This is a genomic window from Haloarcula sebkhae (assembly GCF_014647415.1).
Lineage (GTDB): Archaea > Halobacteriota > Halobacteria > Halobacteriales > Haloarculaceae > Haloarcula > Haloarcula sebkhae.
Map to the genome: position 1 here is coordinate 289,863 of NZ_BMPD01000003.1, position 22,250 is coordinate 312,112.

General features: G+C 61.2%; 27 protein-coding genes. 11 read left to right on the forward strand and 16 right to left on the reverse strand.

The window, feature by feature from the left end; translation table 11 throughout:
- Nucleotides 1-5: 5 nt before the first annotated feature.
- The gene (gene nreA / locus IEY38_RS11230) at nucleotides 6-1,295 is read right to left on the reverse strand and encodes a DNA repair protein NreA (protein WP_188977832.1); all 1,290 of its coding nucleotides are present in this window, start codon (nucleotides 1,293-1,295) and stop codon (nucleotides 6-8) included.
- 100 nt (nucleotides 1,296-1,395) lie between these two features.
- On the opposite strand from nreA, the gene IEY38_RS11235 reads away from it, so the two are divergent.
- From IEY38_RS11235 to IEY38_RS11245, 3 genes are read left to right on the forward strand one after another with little or no spacing between them, the layout of a single operon-like run.
- Complete coding sequence (locus tag IEY38_RS11235) at nucleotides 1,396-1,791, forward strand: hypothetical protein (protein ID WP_188977834.1); 396 nt, start codon at nucleotides 1,396-1,398, stop codon at nucleotides 1,789-1,791.
- 47 nt (nucleotides 1,792-1,838) lie between these two features.
- Nucleotides 1,839-2,435: a ribonuclease HI gene (gene rnhA / locus IEY38_RS11240; RefSeq protein ID WP_188977836.1), complete on the forward strand. Its 597-nt coding sequence runs from the start codon at nucleotides 1,839-1,841 to the stop codon at nucleotides 2,433-2,435.
- A complete protein-coding gene (locus IEY38_RS11245; protein ID WP_188977838.1) occupies nucleotides 2,428-2,982 on the forward strand; it encodes a DUF7108 family protein in 555 nt (184 codons plus the stop codon). Before rnhA ends, IEY38_RS11245 begins: the two co-directional genes overlap by 8 nt.
- A gap of 84 nt (nucleotides 2,983-3,066) precedes the next feature.
- On the opposite strand, the gene IEY38_RS11250 is transcribed toward IEY38_RS11245, so the two are convergent.
- Nucleotides 3,067-3,426 (reverse strand): PadR family transcriptional regulator, encoded by a 360-nt coding sequence (locus IEY38_RS11250; RefSeq protein ID WP_188977840.1) that lies wholly within the window; start codon nucleotides 3,424-3,426, stop codon nucleotides 3,067-3,069.
- A 297-nt stretch (nucleotides 3,427-3,723) separates the two neighbouring features.
- Between IEY38_RS11250 and IEY38_RS11255 the strand changes: the two genes are divergently transcribed.
- From IEY38_RS11255 to IEY38_RS11260, 3 genes are all read left to right on the forward strand, one after another.
- Nucleotides 3,724-4,257 carry an inorganic diphosphatase gene (locus IEY38_RS11255; protein WP_007189117.1) on the forward strand — a complete coding sequence of 178 codons (534 nt, stop codon included), beginning with the start codon at nucleotides 3,724-3,726 and terminating at the stop codon, nucleotides 4,255-4,257.
- A gap of 130 nt (nucleotides 4,258-4,387) precedes the next feature.
- Nucleotides 4,388-4,513: a hypothetical protein gene (locus IEY38_RS21655; protein ID WP_268238767.1), complete on the forward strand. Its 126-nt coding sequence runs from the start codon at nucleotides 4,388-4,390 to the stop codon at nucleotides 4,511-4,513.
- Nucleotides 4,514-4,599: 86 nt separating this feature from the next.
- On the forward strand, nucleotides 4,600-5,943 hold the full coding sequence (locus IEY38_RS11260; RefSeq protein WP_170098466.1) for an alkaline phosphatase family protein: 1,344 nt from the start codon (nucleotides 4,600-4,602) through the stop codon (nucleotides 5,941-5,943).
- A gap of 47 nt (nucleotides 5,944-5,990) precedes the next feature.
- On the opposite strand, the gene IEY38_RS11265 is transcribed toward IEY38_RS11260, so the two are convergent.
- On the reverse strand, nucleotides 5,991-7,064 hold the full coding sequence (locus IEY38_RS11265; RefSeq protein WP_188977842.1) for a tubulin/FtsZ family protein: 1,074 nt from the start codon (nucleotides 7,062-7,064) through the stop codon (nucleotides 5,991-5,993).
- Nucleotides 7,065-7,191: 127 nt separating this feature from the next.
- Nucleotides 7,192-7,461 carry a MarR family transcriptional regulator gene (locus IEY38_RS11270; protein WP_188977844.1) on the reverse strand — a complete coding sequence of 90 codons (270 nt, stop codon included), beginning with the start codon at nucleotides 7,459-7,461 and terminating at the stop codon, nucleotides 7,192-7,194.
- Nucleotides 7,462-7,602: 141 nt separating this feature from the next.
- Here IEY38_RS11270 and IEY38_RS11275 point away from each other — a divergent pair, with 141 nt between their 5' ends.
- On the forward strand, nucleotides 7,603-8,133 hold the full coding sequence (locus tag IEY38_RS11275; protein ID WP_188977846.1) for an SRPBCC family protein: 531 nt from the start codon (nucleotides 7,603-7,605) through the stop codon (nucleotides 8,131-8,133).
- A gap of 15 nt (nucleotides 8,134-8,148) precedes the next feature.
- Here IEY38_RS11275 and IEY38_RS11280 read toward each other — a convergent pair whose 3' ends face one another.
- Nucleotides 8,149-8,814 carry a halocyanin domain-containing protein gene (locus IEY38_RS11280; protein ID WP_188977848.1) on the reverse strand — a complete coding sequence of 222 codons (666 nt, stop codon included), beginning with the start codon at nucleotides 8,812-8,814 and terminating at the stop codon, nucleotides 8,149-8,151.
- Nucleotides 8,815-8,941: 127 nt separating this feature from the next.
- Between IEY38_RS11280 and IEY38_RS11285 the strand changes: the two genes are divergently transcribed.
- The gene (locus tag IEY38_RS11285) at nucleotides 8,942-9,691 is read left to right on the forward strand and encodes a hypothetical protein (RefSeq protein WP_188977850.1); all 750 of its coding nucleotides are present in this window, start codon (nucleotides 8,942-8,944) and stop codon (nucleotides 9,689-9,691) included.
- Nucleotides 9,692-9,904: 213 nt separating this feature from the next.
- Here IEY38_RS11285 and IEY38_RS11290 read toward each other — a convergent pair whose 3' ends face one another.
- The gene (locus IEY38_RS11290) at nucleotides 9,905-10,096 is read right to left on the reverse strand and encodes a DUF7333 family protein (protein ID WP_004593831.1); all 192 of its coding nucleotides are present in this window, start codon (nucleotides 10,094-10,096) and stop codon (nucleotides 9,905-9,907) included.
- 149 nt (nucleotides 10,097-10,245) lie between these two features.
- Complete coding sequence (locus tag IEY38_RS11295; protein WP_188978233.1) at nucleotides 10,246-10,995, reverse strand: hypothetical protein; 750 nt, start codon at nucleotides 10,993-10,995, stop codon at nucleotides 10,246-10,248.
- Nucleotides 10,996-11,073: 78 nt separating this feature from the next.
- On the opposite strand from IEY38_RS11295, the gene IEY38_RS11300 reads away from it, so the two are divergent.
- On the forward strand, nucleotides 11,074-11,379 hold the full coding sequence (locus IEY38_RS11300) for a MazG-like family protein (protein ID WP_188977852.1): 306 nt from the start codon (nucleotides 11,074-11,076) through the stop codon (nucleotides 11,377-11,379).
- On the opposite strand, the gene dnaJ is transcribed toward IEY38_RS11300, so the two are convergent.
- The gene (gene dnaJ, locus IEY38_RS11305; protein ID WP_188977854.1) at nucleotides 11,380-12,534 is read right to left on the reverse strand and encodes a molecular chaperone DnaJ; all 1,155 of its coding nucleotides are present in this window, start codon (nucleotides 12,532-12,534) and stop codon (nucleotides 11,380-11,382) included.
- Between the two features lie 111 nt (nucleotides 12,535-12,645).
- Between dnaJ and IEY38_RS11310 the strand changes: the two genes are divergently transcribed.
- A complete protein-coding gene (locus tag IEY38_RS11310; RefSeq protein WP_188977856.1) occupies nucleotides 12,646-13,161 on the forward strand; it encodes a hypothetical protein in 516 nt (171 codons plus the stop codon).
- Between the two features lie 84 nt (nucleotides 13,162-13,245).
- Here the strand turns inward: IEY38_RS11310 and IEY38_RS11315 are convergent, their stop codons facing one another.
- Nucleotides 13,246-13,554 (reverse strand): HalOD1 output domain-containing protein, encoded by a 309-nt coding sequence (locus IEY38_RS11315; RefSeq protein ID WP_188977858.1) that lies wholly within the window; start codon nucleotides 13,552-13,554, stop codon nucleotides 13,246-13,248.
- A gap of 615 nt (nucleotides 13,555-14,169) precedes the next feature.
- Between IEY38_RS11315 and IEY38_RS11320 the strand changes: the two genes are divergently transcribed.
- Nucleotides 14,170-14,979: a TrmB family transcriptional regulator gene (locus IEY38_RS11320; protein WP_188977860.1), complete on the forward strand. Its 810-nt coding sequence runs from the start codon at nucleotides 14,170-14,172 to the stop codon at nucleotides 14,977-14,979.
- A gap of 285 nt (nucleotides 14,980-15,264) precedes the next feature.
- On the opposite strand, the gene dnaK is transcribed toward IEY38_RS11320, so the two are convergent.
- The 7 genes from dnaK to IEY38_RS11355 form a co-directional block, all read right to left on the reverse strand.
- Nucleotides 15,265-17,175 (reverse strand): molecular chaperone DnaK, encoded by a 1,911-nt coding sequence (dnaK, locus tag IEY38_RS11325; protein ID WP_188977862.1) that lies wholly within the window; start codon nucleotides 17,173-17,175, stop codon nucleotides 15,265-15,267.
- A gap of 165 nt (nucleotides 17,176-17,340) precedes the next feature.
- Nucleotides 17,341-18,021, reverse strand: coding sequence for a nucleotide exchange factor GrpE (locus tag IEY38_RS11330; RefSeq protein ID WP_188977864.1), 681 nt, complete (start codon nucleotides 18,019-18,021; stop codon nucleotides 17,341-17,343).
- 388 nt (nucleotides 18,022-18,409) lie between these two features.
- Nucleotides 18,410-19,030, reverse strand: coding sequence for a hypothetical protein (locus IEY38_RS11335; RefSeq protein WP_188977866.1), 621 nt, complete (start codon nucleotides 19,028-19,030; stop codon nucleotides 18,410-18,412).
- A 60-nt stretch (nucleotides 19,031-19,090) separates the two neighbouring features.
- Nucleotides 19,091-19,981, reverse strand: a complete 891-nt coding sequence (locus IEY38_RS11340; RefSeq protein WP_188977867.1) for an RNA-guided pseudouridylation complex pseudouridine synthase subunit Cbf5 — start codon at nucleotides 19,979-19,981, stop codon at nucleotides 19,091-19,093.
- A 4-nt stretch (nucleotides 19,982-19,985) separates the two neighbouring features.
- Complete coding sequence (gene cmk, locus IEY38_RS11345; RefSeq protein ID WP_004593818.1) at nucleotides 19,986-20,564, reverse strand: (d)CMP kinase; 579 nt, start codon at nucleotides 20,562-20,564, stop codon at nucleotides 19,986-19,988.
- 45 nt (nucleotides 20,565-20,609) lie between these two features.
- Nucleotides 20,610-21,500 carry a DUF106 domain-containing protein gene (locus IEY38_RS11350; RefSeq protein WP_188977868.1) on the reverse strand — a complete coding sequence of 297 codons (891 nt, stop codon included), beginning with the start codon at nucleotides 21,498-21,500 and terminating at the stop codon, nucleotides 20,610-20,612.
- A gap of 87 nt (nucleotides 21,501-21,587) precedes the next feature.
- Nucleotides 21,588-22,238, reverse strand: a complete 651-nt coding sequence (locus IEY38_RS11355; protein WP_188977869.1) for an adenylate kinase — start codon at nucleotides 22,236-22,238, stop codon at nucleotides 21,588-21,590.
- Nucleotides 22,239-22,250: the final 12 nt, after the last annotated feature.

Below are 22,250 nucleotides of genomic sequence, written 5' to 3' on the forward strand. Positions count from 1 at the left end.
CGGTGTTAGAAATCGCTTAACTGCGACTGGAGCCCGGCGACGAGCTCGGACTTGCGACGTAACTGCCCGAGAGTGACGGGGAGCTGGTCGGCGATAGCCGTCAGCGTCTCCCGGAAGGACTGGGCGGTCCCGGGTTCCCCGTCGAAGGCATTCCGGACGCCCTCACGCACCTGCCAGACGCCGACCGGTGCCCAGTAGTCGTCGGTGATTTCCCGTAGCACCAGACACTTCGCCTGTTTGTCGCGCTCCTGTAGGTGTTCGAGGACGCCGAGTCGTGCCGCGTAGTACGCTCCCGCAGTCTCCTCGACGTAGGCGGTCCGTCCCTCGTAGCCCTCGTGAGCGCTGGACATGTAGTAGCCCGTCTCCGGGCGCGGGTTCCAGACGCTCTGGGGCGCTTTCATCTCGACGAGTTCGAACTCCCAGCGACCGGGTGCGAGCACGACCCAGTAGCGGTTCCCCATGTACTCGTTGTACCACAGCTCCGGCTTGTCGATGGTGTCGGCGTTGCGCAGCGTACCACGGACGTACTGCCCGACCGTGTCGTCGACGGCAGTGATCGACCATCGCGTCGGCACCAGCGAGCGCTCGCTGGCCTGCCCGAGCGCGCCTGCCGAGAGGATGGTGTTGATGTCGTACACGTCGAACCCACGGCGGTACAGGTACGCCATCGCGCCCTCAGCACGCCAGTCGTCGTCCGACAGCGTCTTTTCCACGGGTCGGGGCACGTGTGGGTTCTCAGCTAAGTCGGCACCAGTCGCGTGGGCACGCGGCCCCGTCGGCGTCCCAACGTCGTCGAAACTCACATCCATCTCGGGAGTACCGTCGAGACCGACCTCCACGTCCACGGGATGATCCGCGATGGCGACTTCACGCTGGACGCCGACGAAGCCGTTCCAGACGTCATGGACTCCGCCACCGCCGCGCCCGCCACCGGCGCTGACGGAATCGACTGATGTCGTCTGGGTGGAGTTCACCATACCGGTCCGGCGCTGGAGCACGTCCTCGATACCCAGTCCCTCCTGGTACCAGTCGCCGCTGGTCGCGAACCCAGCAGCGGCGGCGTCGGTATCGACCGGAGAGAGCAGGCCTGTCGAGACGTTGGGATACCCCGACCGGCCGACGAATATCTCTGGGGCCGTCGATCCGAACAGCGAATCGCCCTGCACTGCTGCCTCGAACTGCTGCTCGACGTCTTCGAGGTGGTCGGTGATGGCGTAGGACTTCTCTGCCGCGAGACGCCGCCGCTGTGCGGCTTCATCCTCCTCGAACCCCTCGATGAACTCGTCGAGTTGCATCTGTCACGCCTTCGGTCCTCCCCGATAAGAACCTTTCCAGCGGCCCGTGGGAGAGCAACTCTTACAGGGTTGGATTGAGTAACAACAGGTGATATAAATCATGGTAAATACCACGAAATGGTTCCTGCTCGGCGCAACGCTGGTCAGCATGGTTGTCATATTCGTCTCGGCGATCATTCCGGTCGCGTACCAGCAGGCACTTGTCAACCTTCTCGTCGGGGAACTCGCAGCCCTCACGCTCGCCCACTCTACGTACCGCGTTTCGTCGGGCAAGCAGGTCAGCCCCGTTGCAGCGGTGGTCGCGATCCTGTCCGGTATTATCCTGTTTCTCTCGCCCATCTTCATCGAGCCTGTCGATCCGATCCTCTCAATAATGTTTGCCGCCGGAACCGTTGTCACCGTTGGCGGGCTGGTCGGCGTTCTAGGTCGGTTCCTTGGTGGTGAAGAGGGTCGACAGACCGGTGCCGAGCGAATCAGCAGGAACGCCGGGAACTGACAGGCCGACCACAACGTCTATACCGACGGGTCAGCCACCCTCGGACAATGCCGGTCATCGAATGCGACGAGACGACGGCCCGCGAGCGCCTAGCGGATGCGGGACTCGACATTGAAGCAGGAAACACCGATCACGAGCGCTGGCGTGTCGACTACGGCGGTGCGACGGCGGTCGCCTACGACGGAAAAGTCGTCGTGCAGGGCGAGGAGTCCGCACAACTTGAGGCCCTGTTACGCGGCAATGACGGCGGGCGAGTCCATGCGTATTTTGATGGCGCATCGCGTGGCAATCCAGGGCCGTCCTCGGTCGGCTACGTGCTGGTCGACGACAGCGGGATTGTCACGGAGGGTGGGGAGACGATCGGTACAGCGACAAACAACCAGGCGGAATACAGAGCGCTCATCCGTGCGATCGAAGTCGCACGCGATTACGGATTCGACGACGTCCATATCCGGGGTGACTCAGAGCTTATCGTCAAACAAGTCCGTGGTGAATGGGATACGAACGATCCGGAACTGCGCGAAAACCGCGTCCGCGTGCGTGAACTGCTGACTGGTTTTGACGACTGGCAGATCGAGCACGTTCCGCGAGAAATAAACGACCGTGCGGACGAACTAGCAAACGACGCACTCGACGATGACTGACCTGCCGACAGACGTGACCGAACGGGCCGAACGGCTGACCAGACTCGCTCGCGAGGCAGTCGACGATGCCGAGGCCGACGCCTACAGGACCGAACGCGATGAAATCCTCGCCGAGTACGACTACACCGCTCGCATCAGGAACGACGGGACGGGTGACGTACTCGTCTGCCATCCCGTCGAATGGGTCGATGATGGCGTCATCCGTCCCGAGCGGGTCGACGATATCGACCGTGGCGTCGAGATACGACTTTCGGGTCCCGGCGACCCGGACGAGTGGGAAGAGATCGACGCTGCAAACCGGGCTGTCGTCGAAGCTGTGACCGAAGCGCACGGTGAGATACACGGCGCCAACGCGGAGCTGCTCGCCGATTTCATGGGCAACCACTACGCGAAACCGATCTCGGAGGCGACACCGGACGAAATTCAGGAGTTTCGGGACGACTACGTCCGACGGAACGCGTGGCCAACTGCGGAACAACAGTCGGTCCTCGACCGGTCGATCCGTCTTACTATCGAAGAAGCCGGTGGCCGCGCTCCTGACCTGTAACTGTCCGGTACACCTGCTGGTAATCAGTGTCTGTTTCGCGTTAAGAATTGATTAACAGTAGTTCGCAGGTGCCCAGGTGCGAGTCTACTGCTGTGCCGCGATCAGATCACGGAGTTCGTTGGCTCGACCGTCGTCGGAGATGAACTTCCCGAACACCCATCCGAGCTGGTCAAGGACTGCGTCCTTGCCCGACTCTGTCAGGGAGTACTGGTTCGTTCGCTTGTCGAGTTCGCTCTTCTCGACGAGTCCCATCTCGACGAGGTCGTCAAGGTTCGGGTACAGGCGACCGTGGTTGACTTCGTCGTTGTAGTATTCTTCTAGTTCGCGCTTGATAGCGAGACCATACCGCGGCTCTTCAGCGAGTATTACCAGAATATTCTGCTGAAAAGCGGTAAGTTCTTTTGCGATGCCCGGACTGTCAGTAACTGTTTGTGCCTCTGACATAGTTGGGTAAATGTCAGCAAGCTATTTAACACTTGTTAACCCTGGCGCACAACGCCTGCTGTGGGGCATTAACCCCCACACAACTAGCAGGTACAATAATATCGAGAAAGTTACATTATGCGGCTTCAGTTGAATTGAGTTTCCGATTAATCTGCTTTCAGATTGTCGTTTACAGGTAGTAAGTGTAATGTAAGAATATATCTATAGTTAGATATTATTGGGTTATATAGCGCATAATACCGAATAGCTGCGGCTATTACGAAAGGATTTTTTGACGGCGTCGCGCAGTCGCCGGTGATGACGAACCTCTGGGAAGACCTGGAAACTGGACCGAACCCACCCGAAGAGATCTACGCTGTCGTCGAGTGCCTGAAAGGCGAGCGTAACAAGTACGAATACGAAAAGGACATCCCTGGTGTCGTCCTCGACCGTGTTCTCCACTCGAACGTTCACTACCCGTCTGACTACGGTTTCATTCCGCAGTCGTACTACGACGACGAGGACCCGTTCGACGTGCTCGTTCTCGTCGAAGACCAGACGTTCCCCGGCTGTGTCATCGAGGCCCGCCCCGTCGCCCTGATGAAGATGGACGACGACGGCGAGCAAGACGATAAGGTCATCGCAGTTCCGACCGAGGACCCGCGCTACGATCACATCGAGGACCTTGACGACATCCCGCAGCAGACCCTCGACGAGATTGACGAGTTCTTCTCGACCTACAAGAACCTCGAAGAGGGCAAAGAAGTCGAAACGCTGGGCTGGGAGGATAAAGAGGCTGCAAAGGACGCTATCGTCCACGCGCAGGAACTGTACGACGAAGAGTTCAACTGACGCTTCCGGTACCACTTTTTGCAGTTTCGTTCCACCGCCGCCGTATTTCCAGAAGTAATACCGGCAGGCGTCTCCGATTATGTATGAGCATGGGTAATTTTTTGCCCGTGTAACCACTATCGATACACGTATGACTACTGATGACACCGACGCGGCGCTGGACCACACGACTGTCGTTCCGCGAGTCGAGCGGCGGTCGACACCCGGAATCGCACACCTAACTGTGGTTCCGGAGAACGCGGACCAGCCGTCTTGACCTTGGGCTGTGTCGATGATATTGCCGCTTTCGATGACGCGACTCCGAAAAGAAGTTTCTTGTTCCTGACCTGACTAACGGGTTGTATGGGATTATTCGACCGATTGAAGGGCGACGATGCACCGCGTGTTGCCTTCTTCGGCATCGACGGCGTACCGTTCAGTCTCATTGACGAACACCCTGACGTGTTTCCGAACCTCACGGAGATGGCGTCGGACGGAAGCGCCGGCCCTATCGACAGTATCGTTCCTCCCGAGTCTAGCGCCTGCTGGCCGGCGCTGACGACCGGCGTTAACCCCGGACAAACGGGCGTCTACGGCTTCCAGGACCGCGAGGTCGGTTCGTACGACACCTACGTACCGATGGGGCGTGACGTGCAGGCGACGCGACTCTGGGATCGCGTCACTGACGATGGCCGCAATGCCACGGTGCTCAACGTACCGGTCACCTTCCCGCCACAGCGGAACGTCCAGCGGATGGTGTCGGGCTTTCTCTCGCCGGGCGTCGACAAGGCCGCCTATCCGGACGAACTCCGTGACCATCTTCAGGACAGCGACTACCGGATCGATGTCAACGCCAAACTCGGCCACGACGACGACAAGAGCGATTTCGTCGAGGACGCCCACAAGACGCTCGAAAAGCGTTACGAGGCGTTCAAGCACTACGTCGAACAGGACGATTGGGACCTGTTTTTCGGGGTGTTCATGACCACTGACCGGGTCAACCACTTCCTGTTCAAGGACTACGAGCGCGACGGCGAGAACCAGGAGGCGTTCTTCGAGTTCTACAAGCAGGTCGACGCCTATCTCGGCGACCTGCGGGACCGACTCCCCGACGACGTGACGATGGTCGTCGCCTCGGACCACGGCTTCACTTCCCTCGACTACGAGGTCCACTTCAACGAGTGGCTCCAGCAGGAGGGGTGGCTCGACTACGCGACCGACGACCACTCCGAACTCGGCGATATCAGCGAGGACACGAAAGCCTACTCGCTCATCCCCGGACGGTTCTACATCAATCTAGAGGGCCGAGAGCCGAACGGCAGCGTTCCCGAATCCGAGTACGAGTCCGTCCGTGCGGACCTCAAGGAGAAACTCGAATCGCTGGAAGGCCCCGACGGCAAGAAGGTCGCCGACAGTGTCGTGACCAAGGAAGACGCCTTCCGTGGCGACCACGACGACATCGCGCCGGATCTCACTGTCGTCCCGAACCACGGATTCGACCTGAAGGCTGGATTCAAAGGCTCGGAGGACGTGTTCGGTGTCGGGCCGCGAAACGGGATGCACAGCTTCGACAACGCGACGCTCCTGGTCGATGACCCGGACGTTCGCATCGAAGATGCCGACCTCTACGACATCGCACCGACGGTTCTCGACCTGCTTGACCACGACTTCGACCGCGCGAAGTTCGACGGTAGTAGTCTCGCCTGAGGCTGCCGTCCCAGTCGAGTGGTCCCGATATCTGCGCCGAAAACAGTTTAGAACAGTCCGTCCAGTTCGTCGCTTGTGAACTCGTCAGGGTCGGTCGTCCCGCCCTGTGAGTTCGCTGCTTCTGTGGCACGTTCCATGAATTCGTCGACCCGTTTGGACCGTTCGACGCCCGAAAGGACGATCAGCGACGCGACTTTGTCCGACCCGAGCGGGAAGTCCCCGCCCCGGACCTCCATACTCCCGGTCTGATCTTCCACCCAGCGGCGCGCTCGTTCGACACCTTTCCGCGAGAGACGTTCGGGGTCACCCGCGACGACGAGGAGAGCCGAGTCGGCTTTAACCGCGTTGGGCAGGCTCATGCTCGTAAGGAGGGCTTTCCGGGTGACGCTGGTGATGGTGTTGACGTTCTCGCTGGCGTCCTCGCTGGCCTCGGCGCTGGCGTAACCGATAGAGGCGATGCCGCCGCCCCTGAGCGTGTTGATGATCTCCGAGGAGTCGACGACGCTCTCGCCGACTCCCTCGACTGCCTCGCCGGAGGCGAACAGCAGGCCGACGCGCTGTGAGATGGCGTCGTTGACGCGCTCGAAGCCGGCGGCGACGCTGTCGCCGCTGCCCCGCCAGGCGTCGTTGTCGACGAGGAGGAGGGAGTCGGCCTCGCGGGCAGCGGTCTTGAGCGAGCGACCGGCATTGGCCTGATAGAGGCCACCTTCGTCTCGGCCGGGGAGAATACCGAGGACGTACACCGGCTTCTCGTAGATGCGCTTGAGTTCGCGGGCGAGCATCGGTGCGCCGCCCGAGCCGGTGCCGCCGCCGAGTCCGGCAACGACGACGATGGCCTCGGCCTCGGTCGTGATGCGACCGTCGAGTTCGTCAAGCACCTCGGTGGCGTTCTCTTGCATAATCTGTGCCCCGAGCTCGTTGTCACCGCCGACGCCGTGACCTTTCACCCGGTCCTGTCCAATGAGGGCTGTGTCGATATCGAGGTTCTGGAGGTCGGCCCGCGCCGTATTGACGGCGAGAGCACCCCGGACAGCGTCAAACCCCATGTCGTAATCGAATTGGGCGAGCGACTGGGTTACTTTCCCGCCAGCCTGCCCGACACCAATCAGGACGACTTTCATACCAGATGTCTTGTGAGGGTGACTAATCAACGTTGTCCTCACACTGTGAACGGACGACAAAGAGGATGAAACGGCCCTTGGTGTGGAATGCAGGACCTGGTTGCCAGATGTGAAGCGTGCTGGCTGGTTACTCCACCCGGAGCGTATAGATCCGCTTGCGCGCGTCGGCGAAGGAAAACCGGGAGTCGATGACGCCGACATCTTCGAGCCGGGAGAGGGCATATCGGACCGTCCGCGGTGGCAGCAGCGTCTCCTCGGCGAGTTGGCTCTGAGTGAGGGTGTCGTTGTACTCCAGGACTTTCGCGACGAGCTTCGCGCTCGGCGGGAGATCGCGGACGGCCTCCCATCCACTGTTCTCGCTGTCGGCATCAGCGGACTGGATATCGGATGCACTCATGGTACTACCACTGTATCCAATACAGAGTGATAATATTTACTGTTCGTAATTATGCTCTGTGGAAATCTTTCGGCAAAAAACGCGGCCGCGGACGGAGTCTATGCCCGAAAGTTTACCTTCGGTACATCCGGTGTCACAGACGTGGACGAAGTCGAGGTCAGCACGGTTGTGTATGTCCCACCCGAAGAGGTCTACGAGTTTCTGCTGGACTTTCCGGGCTACGCACGATATTCCGAATACCTCGACCGCGTGGTACAGGACGGCGACGGCTCGCCGGGGACGAACTACGACCTCGTGTTCTCGTGGTGGAAGCTCTCCTACACCGCTCGGTCGGAGGTGACTGACGTTTCGCCGCCGACGTGCATCGACTGGCGGATCGTCAAGGACATCGACGCCGAAGGGTACTGGGCAGTCGAACCTGACCCGGACGGCGTCCCAGCGGACGTGGAGACGGCGTCACGGGTGCGGTTTCACGTCGCGTTCGACCCCGGGTCGGCTTCCAGCAGTGCCGTCGACCTCCCCCGGCTCGTTTCGATGGACTGGGTTATCGAGAAAGTCAAACCGCTCATCCGCAAGGAGGCGACCAAAATCGTCGAACGTGTCGTCGAGGATCTCGAAGGGCAGGAACGGGATGTCGACCTGGAGATTCACGCTGGCCCGGATTCGGTGTAACGCGGCGACGGAGTGTTACTCGGGCGTCTCGTAGTCGCCGCCGTACCGGATGAAGAAGTACCCAAGTCCGAGCGTCGCCACCATCACGAACGAGGTTGCGACGCCGAGCGTCTTCGCGCTGTTTGGCACTTCCGGCGGGCCGGAGCTCCCGCCACCACCGCCGCCGGAGGACTTCGTCGGGTAGTCCGTCCCGACGACGATGGCTCCCTTCATCCCGAGGCTCTGGTGTGGCACGCAGACATAGGGGTAGATGCCGTCCTCCTCGAAGGTGTGCTCGTAGTTGACACCGGCGCTAGAGACGGCGCTCCCGGAGTCAAGCGGCCCCTCTCCGTCCGAGACGACGTTGTGGCCGCCGCCGTTGCCCGTCCATTCCCACTGGACGGTCGCGCCGTTGTCCACGTGAATCGCTGGCGGGCCGAAGCCGAACGATCCCCCGTTCGCATTCACGCCGACTTCTACTGTCGCGGTGTCTTGTCCGGTCGCATCGGCGACCGAGCCATCGAAGTTTCCAACCTGGTCGAGGAACCCGCCGAAATCCGGCGGCCCACCGCCGCCACCACCGTCGCCGCCTTCGGTACCTTCCTGTGCGGTCGCGGTGCCTGCTGCGGCCGACGCAGCCGTGGCCCCTGCCGCCGTCCGCAGGAAGCCCCGACGGGACACGTCCGCTCTACCGTCTGTCATACCTGACCGTTTGTGACTCCCCGTCCTGAATATGTCGGTTTCGGATCGGGCAGTACTCTTCACAGCGATATCACAACAGTCACGGCTGCCGTGAAACATTTAACGCCGGTAGAACGAAACCACCGGTATGTCTACCGGAAGCCACGGGGTCGTCGGCGGGGTCCGTATCGACCTCAATAGATTACACGAGACGTGGATGGAACTCGTGTATCCACGTCAGCGAAACGCCAACGACACCGTCCTCGGGACGTGGACGCCGGACTCTGCGACCGGGTTGGCTCTCTATCGACTCTGGTCTGCGCTCGGTGTCCCAGTCATTGCGCTGGTGTATCCGCTGGTCCTGTGTGGCGTCGTCCTGCGGTACCAGACACGTCGTATCGACGGCACCGCGACGCGGCTTGGCGTTGTCGGCGTCATTCTCCTCTCTGTGCTTGTCTGGGGCGGCTTAGCGGCGCTCGCCCGGTTCGAGCCCGGGAGCATCGACCTCGTGTCAGGTGGATTCACCGCTGTCGCTGTCGCCGGCGGCGTCGCGACGCTGTCAGCCGCGCTCGCCGTCACGTTCCGGCGCGTCGGCGGCCGCGGGACGACGGTCGCGCTGGCATACCCGTTCGCTATGACGGCCATCTTCCTGCCGCCGGTCGTCGCGGCGCTGTACTCGACGACGGTCGCCTCGGTCGTCATTCCCGCAAGCGACTCCCTGTCTCGGTGGTTCCTCTACGAAGTGCTGGCCGCTGTCGGTGTCGCGGAGTTCTTCATCGAGAACTTCGACCGGGAAGGCATCGCCTACGTTATTATCTGGCTTGGTATCTCTATCCCGCTTGGGTGGGTGCTCGGTCTGCTGGTGACGCTTGCGGACTTCGTCCGCCCGACTGAGTGACTGCAATTCGACGACTCCGGCTCCGGCGACAGAACTATTCTGAATCCGACGGGAGACTCACCGAACACGGTCAATTTGTCGTTTGATAGAACCCCCTCACACACAGCCGAACCAGCCCGACATACAGCCGTGCTGGTAACCGAGTGGAGTTGAAATAGGAGTGGTTTAGGGTAGTGATTCCGTGACCATCAGACCGTGTGGACCGAGAGATTGTTACGGACTGGCGCGGAACTCGCCGTGCTTCATCCCAAAGAAGAACGCGATGACCGAGAAGACGATCATCGAAGGCAGCACCATCATGAACACTGTCGAGCGACCCATCACACCCATAGACATGAATGCCACCGTCGCGACGGCGACAATTACAACGAGTGGGGCTACCGCGGTCTTGAAGTCAAAGTCCATACTTTCCCTCGTAGCCGGACAGATAAATTCTTTAAGAAAGCAACAGCGTCCATCAGCTGACTGACCAGCGATTCCGCTTTGCATCCGCACCAACACGGCGACTACCGCGTACCCGCTACGCACATTGGTGACGAACGTCTGCCGGATTGCTACGACGGTGTCGCGTCGTCCGGCCGAACAACGGTTTCTTCGGGCGCGTCACCCTCGGAAACGGCGATATCCGCAGCCTCATCGCCGCCGAATACAACCGTCGCACCGGTTCGCATCGGTGCAAGCAGTCCGGCGACGACCGCGCCCGCAGTTGTCATCGGTGCCCGGAGCGCGACGGTCGTCTCCGCGTCGATATCGTAGTCGGCGACGACACGGCCGCTCTCGGCCATGAGTTCGCCGTGCGTGTACGTTCTGTCGGCCGCCAGTACGTCGTCCTCGGGCGAAACTTCGCCCGGCGGCTGGAGCGGGTTCTCGCTCCACAGTTCCCGCTCGAACTGGGCGATGGTGGGGTCATCGACCGGGCCGCCATAGGCCAGCCCCTTCGTTCCCGGTCCCTGCGTGTAGCGGTCGAGCCACGCAGCCGGTGCGATAAGTGCCGTCGCGTCGACCGCATTCGGCGGGTCCATATCCACGACTGCGCCGTCAAGCGCCGCCGCGAGGAAGGCAAGCAGTGCGTCCGGCGCGTCCCGGAGGTAGCCCGGCCGATCTTCGTCGGTCGGCTCTTTGGGACCGACGACGAGGGCGACCCGCGTTCCGTGTCGGACGCCATAATGTCGCAGCAGATTCCCGCCTTTCCAGGCGTTCGTGGCGAAATCGGAGTAACTGTACGGCGCCGATCGCTCCGGGGAACGAAAGAGGACGCCGTCGCGGTCGCGGGCCTGCGCGACAAGGTCACCGAGTACCTGCATACGTCGTCGTTCGGACCCACCGATAAAAAACAGCGCGGCCACAAAGCCGATGTCGGTGGCCTCCTCCACGCTCTAGAAATGAAAAGACAGCAACAAGTAGCCGACGTGCTCAGGCACGACGACATCGACACACCGCCCGCCCACCGGCTGCTCGACGTGGTAGCTGAACTTGGCGATATCGCGGCCGAAGTCAACGAGACGACCGGCTATGGTACCGACTCGACGGCACTGTCGATACGGGAGGATGAACTCGGCGACGCTCTGTTTGCACTGCTTGCACTGTGTGAACGACTCGACGTCGACGCTGATACCGCGCTCGCAACGGCGCTTACAAAATACGAAGGACAGTCTGGCTCAGACGGGACGCCGGCGAGCGGCGACTGACTACAGCGAGTTCTTCAGTTTCTCGAAGAAGCCTTCCTCGACGTCGACTTCCTCGCCGCCGGCCTCCGCGAACTGCTCGAGAGCCTCTTTCTGTTCGGCGTTGAGGCTGTCGGGCGTGACGACCTGTACCTGAACGTAGAGATCACCCGTGCCGCGTCGGCGGAGTCGGGGCATGCCCTTCCCCTCTAAGCGGAACACCTCGCCGCTCTGGGTACCGCTTGGCACGTCGACCTCCACCTCGCCGTCCAGCGTCGGGACGGTGATGGTGTCGCCGAAGACGGCCTGTGGGAACGAGATGGCCTGCTGGTGTTGCAGGTCGTCGCCGTCGCGCTCGAAGTCCGGATGGTCGCGGACGCTCACCTCGATAAGTAGGTCGCCGTTCGGGCCGCCGTTTTCTCCAGGCGCGCCCTCGCGCTGCATCCGGAGCGTCTGCCCGCTGGCGATGCCGGCCGGAATCTCGACTTCGAGGCTCGCGTCGTTCTGGACGACGCCGTTGCCCCGACAGGTCGAACACGTCTCGTCGTACAGCGTCCCCTCGCCGTCACATCGGCGGCAGGTCGTCGTTTGCTGGACCCGCCCCATCGGCGTCTGCTGGACCTGCGTCGTCTGACCCTGCCCGTTACACTCCGGGCAGGTCTCCGAGTCGGCCCCCGGCGGATGCCCGGCCCCGTCACAGTCGTCGCAGGCTTCCGGTCGGGTGACGTCCAACTGCTTCGTCGCGCCGTTGTAGGCCTCTTCGAGGTCGATTTCCAGTCGCGTCTGGAGGTCCTGGCCCTGTCGCCGTCGGCTGCCGCCGCGCCCGCCGCGGCCACCACCGCCGAAGAACTGGTCGAAGATATCCTGCATATCGAAACCGCCAGCACCGCCGCCGAACGGGTCTCCACCCATGCCGCCGCGGCCGCCGCCACCGCCAGCGCCGCCGCGCTTCTCGGCCTGCTCGAAGCGCTCATGGCCCATCTGGTCGTACATCTGGCGCTTCTCCTCGTCGGTGAGGACCTCTTTGGCCTTCTTGGCCTGCTTGAACTTCTCTTCGGCGTCGGGGTCGTCGCTCACGTCCGGGTGGTATTCCCGGGCTTTCTCCCGATAGGCCTCCTTGATCTCGTCTTCGGAGGCGTCCCGAGAGACACCCAGTATCTCATAGAAATCCTGACTCATTCGTTGTACAAGGCTTAGACGATTGAGCTACTTCAAAAGAACGGGTTGCCGACCAGTCGTGTTCGACCCGTACCGGGGCGCTTATTTTCGTCCCGGGAGAGCCCTCCAGCAATGAGTCCCGAGTCGTCGCGCGGTCGAGGTCTCGTCACGGTCGAGCGAGTCGCAGTCTGGGGACTCGCGGCACTGGCCGTCGCCGGGTTGGTCGCACTCGTCGTCGGTCCGGGCGCTGACCTGCGGACGGCGTCGCCGTCGGTCACTATCGACGGCCAGCTCGACGCCGAGACGGGGTCGGTGACGCTTACTCACGCCGGTGGGGACCGGCTCATGGACACCAGTACGCGCGCGCTGGAGCTCGTCGTCACCGACGCGGACCGGAACCGCTCGACCACGCTGACGTGGGCCGAGGCGGACCAGTTGCCCGTCGGCCCCGGCGATACGGTCGTCGTTGACGACCCGCGCGTGGACTCTGACGGCGACGGGAACTACCTCGACGGCGACGTCTCAGTCGGCTTCTATCTCGACAGCGGCGACACCGTCGCGGTCCGCTGGACCGGCCGGCCACTCGGTGCGCCGGACGAGCGGACAACGACGCTCGACACAGTAACGCTTGGGAACGAGACTGGTTGACCGTTTCCTCTCACAGGTGTCCGCTAGAGCATCTTCGGGAAGCGTCTCCTCTCGTTGGCGGCGGTGCTCCTGTCCCGTTTGCAGTCACAAATGAACGGATCCGGTGCGGACATACACGTCCCCGGTTCCCGTTACGGTCACTGCGTATTCGCCCAGTTGAAACGAGAGCGAGACGGCACTGTCTGGCTCTGCCGAATGGACAAATAGTTGATCGAGCGCGTCCGGATCGAGCGTTTCAATGAGGGGCGATAGTTCTATCGCCTCTTGCTCAGCCGCAATCGCGACCGTTTGTACGACCGCCACTGACGGTGAGACCGCGTTCCAGTCGAACTCTGCGTGGAGCGTGTCCGGGCCGTCAGATATTCGGTCGGGCCGCCTGTCGGACCCACTCATTACTAGAAATATGTCTATCTATCATATTAATTCTACTGTCAATTCATCAGTCGGAATCGTGATGTATGAAATATCTATCTGATTATCGAGTAAACAGCGGTACTGAGTTTTCAACGTCGGATGTGAACTATCATTTATGACTGCAATCTTATATACTAGCTATCGGCTAAACTTGTGTTTCAATGTAGACTGTTTCCACGAGACGTACCGCTGCAGATGGCGAAATAATTGCTGTGGTGTATCTGGGACAATTGTTCTGGTGGACTCTCAGTCTAGACATACTGCTTGCGGACAGCGTGTACAGCTTTCGTGAAAGTGGCACGCAGCAGATGTGGTTGGGACACATAGGATGCCGCGTGCCAACTATCTCTACTCCGGACCGATGTATAACAGTTGTGTGATTAACTGAGTAAACAAGGTATGGGACCGAAGCACCGACACACAGATGAGCACTTGCGATAGCTGACATCCGGATCGCCATAATACGCTCCGGAACTGTACTGAGAACCGCTAACTCGGTCGAGAGACGACAATGTGGTAGTAACAACGTCTTTTACCTGTGAGCATCATCTTCCTACATATCCTCGGCTTCCACCGAGATGAAGGTTGGGACACATGACATCTGATGCAACACACGAAGAAGCGATAAGTTTACTCCAAGAGTTGGGCCTGAAAGAATACGAGGCGAAGTGTTTTGTGGGACTTTCTCGGATGTCCAGCGGCACGGCCAAAGGATTGAGCGAGGTAACTGAAGTCCCGAGAACGCGTGTCTACGACGCCGTCCGGATTCTCGAAGCGAAGGGGCTGGTCGAAGTCCAGCATTCGAGTCCCCAGCAGTTCCGAGCCGTCCCACTCTCCGAGGCCACCGAAACGCTCCGCGATCAGTACGAAGAGCGTGTCGAGCGACTCCAGTCCGCACTGCGCGAGATGGGACGCATCGAACCCGAAGACGACGAGGCCGAGTTACAGGAAGTCTGGTCGCTCTCCGGGTCCGATGCTATCGAGAACCGCGCTGCGGCGATCAGCGCGGACGCGACCGACGAAGTGGTTCTCGTCATTGGTTCCGAAGCGGTCCTCACCGACCCACTGATTGCGCAACTCAATTCTCTTGACGCGAACACCGACCTCATTGTCGGGACCGGGTCCGCCTCGATACGGGACCGCGTGGAACAGGAAATCCCCCGCGCCACCGCGTTCCTGTCGGAACTGGACTGGCTCCACAGTGAAATGACACCGGAGGAGGACGCTGCCGTCGGACGACTCCTCCTTGTCGACAGGTCGACAATGCTCGTTAGTTCAATCGACCCACAGACTGGCGACGAACAGGCCATCTTCGCGACCGGACTCAGGAACGGACTCATCGTCATCGCGCGCCGCCTCCTCTCGCAGGGCGTCGTCGAAATGACGCCACTCGAACAGGACTAGCGAACAACGGGGCTGAATCTTTGCCCTCCCTCTATCTCACTCGTCGTAGCTCTCGGACAGAAACGCAAGGAGCGGTCGGACCTTCCCGTACTCCGGGCCACGTGTTACCCGGTGGGTTTCCCGATTGCTGTTGACCGTCCGTCAGATCACGTCTGACGGGCTGATAAAAACGACTTATTCGTCGTCTTCGTCGAACTGAAAAATATCGCTTCGCTCGCTTTTTCAGACACCGATAGACTCACTACGTTCGTCTATCGAGCCGACCGACGACTCGGACTCGGCCTTTCAGTCCTCGTCCTCGTCGTCAACGTCTTCGAAGTCGGCGTCGACGTACTCCTCGCCCTGCTCGGCCGCGCCGCCCGCTGCGCCGCCCGGACCGGCAGCACCGCCGGGGCCGGCCCCGGCTGCGCCGCCCGGACCAGCGCCCGCGGCACCGCCTGCAGCCTGCTGAGCCTGGTCTTGGTACATCTGCTTCCCGATTTCCTGCAGTTCCTCGCTCAGGGTCTCGGTGACCTCTTCGTAGTCCTCTTTCGTGGCGTCCTCGTCTTCGAGGACTTCCTCGACATCCTCGATCTTCGCTTCGATGTCTGACTGGAGGTCTTCGTCGATTTCTTCCTCGTTTTCGTCGAGGAGCGTCTCGGCACGGCGGACGGACGCCTCGGCCTCGTTGCGCGCTTCGATGCGCTCGCGGCGCTGCTCGTCCTCTTCGGCGTGCTGTTCGGCCTCCTGTTGCATTTCCTCGATCTGGTCGTCGGAGAGGCCAGCACCGCCTTCGATAGTGATGTCCTCCTTGTTGCCCGAGCCCTTGTCTTCGGCTTCGACGTTGACGATGCCGTTTTCGTCGATGTTGAACGACACCTCGATCTGCGGCGTGCCTGCGGGGGCCGGCGGGATGCCCGACAGCGCGAACGCGCCGAGCAGTTCGTTCTCCTCGGCGATTTCACGCTCGCCCTGGAAGACGCGGATCTGGACCTGCGTCTGGTTGTCCTGAGCGGTCGTGAAGATCTTCGACTCCTCGGTCGGAATGGTCGTGTTCTTCTCAATGAGTCGCTCGAACAGGCCGCCCTTGACTTCGACACCCAGTGACAGCGGCGTCACGTCGAGCAGGACGATGTCGTCCACGTCACCGCTCAGGACGCCAGCCTGGATGGCTGCGCCCAGCGCGACGGCCTCGTCGGGGTTGACGTTCTTTTTCGGCTCCTGTCCGGTCATCTCCTCGACCTTGTCCTGCACCTGTGGCATCCGCGTCGAGCCGCCGACGAGGATGACCTCGTCGATGTCGCTCTTGGTGTAGTCGGCGTCGGCAAGCGCCTGCTCCGTCGGGCCGACCGTGCGCTCGATGAGGTCCTCGGTGAGGGACTCGAACTTCGCACGCGTGATCTTCTGTTCGAGGTCCAGCGGACCGTCGTCCGTGGTCGCGATGAACGGGAGGTTGATGCGGGTCTCCTTACGCGAGGAAAGCTCGATCTTGGCTTCCTCGGCGGCCTCGGTCAGGCGCTGGAGCGCCTGCCGGTCGTCGCGGAGGTCGATGCCGTGTTCGGCCTCGAACTCGTCGGCGAGGTAATCGATGATGGCGTGGTCCCAGTCGTCGCCACCGAGGTCGTTGTCCCCGTTGGTCGCGACGACTTCGTAGACGCCCCCACCGAGGTCGAGAATGGAGACGTCGAAGGTCCCGCCACCGAGGTCGTACACGAGGACGGTCTGGTCGGACTCGTCGTCGAGGCCGTAGGCCATCGCGGCCGCGGTCGGCTCGTTGACGATGCGCTCGACCTCGAAGCCGGCGATCTCGCCGGCGTCTTTGGTCGCCTGACGCTGTCGGTCGTTGAAGTACGCCGGGACCGTAATAACGGCCTTCTCGATCTCGTCGCCGAGGTACTCCTCAGCGTCGTGTTTGATCTTCTGGAGAATCATCGCCGAGACCTGTTCCGGCGTGTACTCCTCCCCATCCAGTTCGACCGTGTAGTCGTCTTCGCCCATGTGGCGCTTGATCGACTGGATGGTCTCGTCGGGGTTCTTTATCGCTTGGTTCTTCGCCGGTTTCCCGACGAGTCGCTCGCCGTCGTCGAACGCGACGACGGACGGTGTTGTCCGCTCGCCTTCGCCGTTGACAATGATTTCAGGGTCGCCACCTTCCATGACCGCGAACGCGCTGTTCGTGGTCCCAAGGTCGATACCCAGAATCTTGTTGCTCGCCATCTTACCCGCTCATAGCGGATTCGGCCGGTTAAAAGTTGCTAGATGTGCTGATGCGAAAAACGGACGAAGGGGCCTCCTCCGGGCGGTTTTATACTCGGCGGCCTTCTCTGACCGGTGATTATTTAATGTACCGCAATACGACCGCTGTACCGCCAGCGGTGGCCACTACTCCTCGCTGACAGTGACCTGTGCCTCACGCAGTACCTTGTCGGCCATCTCGTAGCCCGGCCGGTGGACATCGGCGATTGTCCCGTCCGGCTGGTCGCTGTCGACGCGGGCGAGCACCTGATGCTGCGTCGGGTCGACATCTCCGCCGGGTTCGGGATCGATAACCTCGACGTTCTCGGCGTCGAGCACGTCGTCTAACTGGCGAAGCGTGGATTCGACCCCTCCCCTGATATCAGTATCTTCGTCCTGGTCGAGTGCGCGCTCAAGGTTATCTCGAACGTCGAGCAGGCGCGTCACGAGGTCCTCGGTGGCACGCTTCTGTTCCTGTTCGCGACGCTTGTCCATCCGCTTCTTGTAGTTCTGGAACTCCGCTTGCTTGCGTTTGAGCTTCTCCTCTAGCTCTTCGATGGTTTCGTCCTGCTCGTCGACCTGCGATTCGAGGCTGTCGGCTCGCGTCCGCAACCCAGCGAGCTCCCGGGCGATGTCTTCGGGGTCCGACTCGGCGACCCGGTCGATCAGCTCGTCGTCGACATCGAACTCACCAATGTCGACCTCGTCCGTATCGACATCTTCGGGCGCGCCCTCGAGATCAGCGTCGACGTCGCCGTCCGCTTGCGCCTCGCTTGCGGTCGACTCCTCCGTCGCGGCCGTGTCGTCGGCTGCGTCCTGCTCGGTCATACCCAATAGAAGTCGTCACGTGGATAAAAGGATTCAGAAACGGCGTGGCAGTGATACTGTCCGGCGGAGTCGGCGTTACAGGATGAAGCTAACGACCATCAGGACGAGGAAGACGACGACAAGGATCTTCGCGACTCGCGTACTGAGCTCCGTCACATCATTCGGTTCGGCAACTTTAGAAATAACAGCAAAAAACAACAATGCTGGTTCGAGGAATCCACCACTAGACTGGAATGAGGCCACACCTGCAGTAGCCACTGAGAATCAATGCACACATGATCGCACGACAGCAGTACAACCGGTGTGTAAATCGTCCCGATTATTACTATGAGCGATCCCAATATTACCCGGCGTACCAGTCTCCCCAGATTTATTACTGACCTCCAAGTTAGGGGCCAACGCCAAACACATCCGGGTCGTATCGGAATCGAGTTCGATAGGTCGTCCATTCATCCATCTGCTCCAGGCGGTACTTCGCGAAAGCCGGGTTGCGAACCAGTTCTAACTCTACAAGCCGTTCCTGCACTGGGTCGAACATTGCTTCCCAGTCGAGGTCACGGAGTGACTCGCCGAGTTCTTCATCGGCTGGGGTAAATGTCACCCCATCATCTGTCTCTTCGATCGATCCATATTGGTACCGACTCCAAGCGCTGTACGTTCCGAATGGAACCGTCTCAGCTGGTGGTGGTGGTCGACGATACTGTACTTGGAACCGTTGGTGATCCTCATCGCCACCCCACAGTACTCCGCGAGTGAGAAGCTTGATACGTTTTTCTCTATCTATAGAGCTGTTATATGTCACCCGAGCGTGCTCGTATTCACTAGTTCGGAACTGGTCTGCGACATTATCGGTGTGATGGATTTTGATTTCGTACTGGTACGGGATTGCTGTCTGGACTGCGCGCTCAGCCACTGAAATCATCTCCGTGCCTCGACGCAACTCATCGTGTGGCCCTGTCTGACGCCACTGTGCCGGGTCAGTCTCGTCGGGGTCGATCCATCGGTCCACGTCAGTAATATGAAGAAAACAGTCTTAGTTTTTTCTACGGGGCGGATGGGTCCGCCGTTCTCACACCAACACGCGGTCGAGTTCGACGACGAGGCCGCTGTCTGTGTCTGGGTCGTCGACGAGCGTCCCCAGGCAGACCGCAGCGCCGTCGGGAGTGACGGAGACGACTTGGGAATCTATCTCAGGCGTCGCTCCACCCACTTCCGCCGGGCCGGTCTCGATGACACCCGGCGCATACACCGGCGCACCCTCGGCGACTTCGCGGGCGGCGCTGGGCGCAATCGTGACCCGCGGCAGGTGGACCAGCGCGCGTTCTGCGGGCTGGATAATCTCGCGTAGTTGTGTGTCGTCCCCCTCGTCGGCGAACGCGAGCGCGTCTACGAGGTCGTGCATCGTCCACAACGATCCGTCGTCGAAGGTTCTCGTCGCTGTCCGGCGGAGGTCTCCCATGTGCGCGCCGGTTCCCGCCGCCAGCCCGATATCGTGACACAGTTTCCGGATGTACGTACCCGAAGCGCACCGGACTCGCAGGAGCAGTCGGCGCTCGCCCTGTTCAAGGATAGTCAGTGAGTGAATTCGGCGGGAACGCAACTGGCGCTTGACTGCGCTCTTTCGCGGTGGCTTCTGGTAGATGTCGGTCTCGAACTCGGCGACGATATCCGCAATATCGGCCGGGGCCTGGTCATGGAGTTCCAGCACGGTGACGTACTCCTTGACGGCGCTATCGAACACCTGCGCCATCCGAGCGGCGTCACCGAGCAACACGGGCAGACAGCCAGTCACCTTCGGATCGAGCGTCCCGCCGTGAGCGACCCGGTCCTGGCCGGTGGCGTCCCGAATCCAGGCCGCGACCTGGTGGGCCGAGGGTCCCGGCGGCTTATCGAGGTTGACGACGCCGAAGGACCGAAGCGAATCGAGATCCCGTTCGTCGGGCGGGGCACGGAGTGTCATCGGCTCAGAACTCGTACCGGATGTTCTCGACAGGGGCCTTCCCCTCGTCGCCGTCTGGGCTGTACGACTCGACGGCGTGCAGGGTGACGCTCAGGACGCCTTGCGGGTCCCAGCGAGCGGTGTTGACCGACAGGTCGTAGATAGAGAGGTCGTCGAAGTCAATGTCGTAGTAGTCGCTGTAGCGCTGGGCCTCGCTTTCGCCACGCTCCCGGGTTTCGGTCTTGGCCTGTTCGAAGGGCTTGTTCTCCCGCGTCGCGATGCGGTCGGCGCGCACGTCCAGCGGCGCAGTCAGCCACAGTTTCATGTCGGCGTACTCGCCCGCCATCCAGCCGGCGAGCCGGGACTCCAGCACGAGGTCGTCGCGCTCGGCGGCGATGTCCCGGAGTCGGCGGTCCAGATCGCGGTCTATCTGATCGTCTTCCTCGGCGGCCTTGTTCAGTTCCAGCGGCGTCATTCCGCGTTCTTCGGCCAGCGAACGGAAGATGTCCCCGCCGCTGACGTGCTCATAGCTCAGGGCGTCGGCCAGACTCTTGGCAAGTGTGCTCTTGCCGCTACCGGCCGGGCCGGAGACGGTAATCAACATAGAAATGTTCGGGAGGCCCCGATAGAAAGGGCTGTCTCTTCGCGCCTAGCTGGTCGGCGTCGTCTCGACGTTGAGCGCTTTCCGGATGATCTGGGTGAACGACAGCGAGCAGAGGAAGTACCAGACGATCCACGCCTGGACCGGGCCGGCGACGCTGTTGCTCCACGCTTCGACCTCGCCGAAGATGGGGAGCGTAATCACCGGGCTCGCATCGACGCCGGCTCCGAAGACAATCCAGTAGAGCCAGAGGAACAGCGGGATGTTGACCAGCATGATCCACACCATCGGGCGGAACTGCTGTTTGAACATCCCCATCTGATCGGTCATCAGCTCCATCTGCTCCTCTTCGAGCCGGTCCAGCGCCTCCTGGTCGTCGCGCTCCTTCGCGGCTTTGCGGCGCTCTTTCAGGTCTTCCATCTTCTCCTGATGGTCACCCATCCCCGACATGTCCATGAGGTTGTCCTGCAGAATTGTCGAGGTGGTCCCGGTGATGATTGCAAGCACCAGGATAACGACGTAGAACGGCAGCATGTCGTTGAGCGGCCCGAGGACGATATTGATGACGTCGCCCGCGACAACGTCCCGGACGGAGGTCATCGAATAGCCGGCAAACAGGCCGAGCGTCCCGAGGCCGGCGAGCTTGTCCCACTTCGACCAGCCGCCGCCCTCGTCATCGTCGCTCGGTGCTGCGTCGGACTCTTCGAGCGCCTCGCGGACGCCTTCGGGGTCGTCGATAACGAAGCCATCGCCATCGGCATCGATGAGCAGGCCGGACTCGATGAGCCGGCCCCACTCGCCGCTCGTGAGGTCGTCGCTCACGTCGCTCCAGGTGACGGCCCCATTCTCTTCGGCTGCAGCGAGCACCGTCGTGAGTGCGTCAGTCATTGCCTCGCCGTCTTCGGCGAGTCGTTCTACCTTCGGCGCGGTACGTGCCATTGTGTGTGTTTGAGGTGCGACGGCATATCAACGTTTTACTCTGACTGTCTCGACGGTGTCGGTCTCGAACGGTCGTTCCGTCGCGTTTCAGGCCGTGTGTGCGTCGACAGCGTCCTGAATCTCGCTCCAGACTTCGTCGGGTGTCTGCTCGCCATCGACGGCGACGAAGCCGTCGTGGTCCTCGTAGTGATCGATGACTGGCGCGGTGTTGTCGTCGAACACGTCCAGTCGGTTGCGGACGGACTCCTCGTTGTCGTCGTCACGCTGGATGAGTTCGCCGCCACATTCGTCACAGACACCGTCTTCTTCGGGCTGATTGAACTCGACGTGGTAGTTCGTGCCACAGTCGTCACAGACCCGACGGCCCGTGAGTCGGTCGACCAGCTCCTCGCGGGACACGTCCAGCGAGAGGATCACGTCGAGGTCGGTCATTCCTTCCAGCTCCTCGGCCTGGTCGAGGTTACGCGGATAGCCGTCGAGCACGAACCCGTCGGCCTGCGAGAGGGCTTCGTCGACGATAGCGTTGACCACCGCGTCGGGCACGAGGTCGCCTGCCTCCATGTATTCGCGAGGCGTGTCGTACTCGGTGTCCATGTCGCTGATGTCCATGTCCTTGTTCGCCCGGAGCGCGTCACCTGTCGTGACGTGTTCGACGCCGTACTCCTCGGCGAGGTTGGCGCTCTGGGTTCCTTTGCCGGCTCCCGGCGGCCCGAGAATCAGGATTCGCGGATTCGACATAGGCAGGGTTTC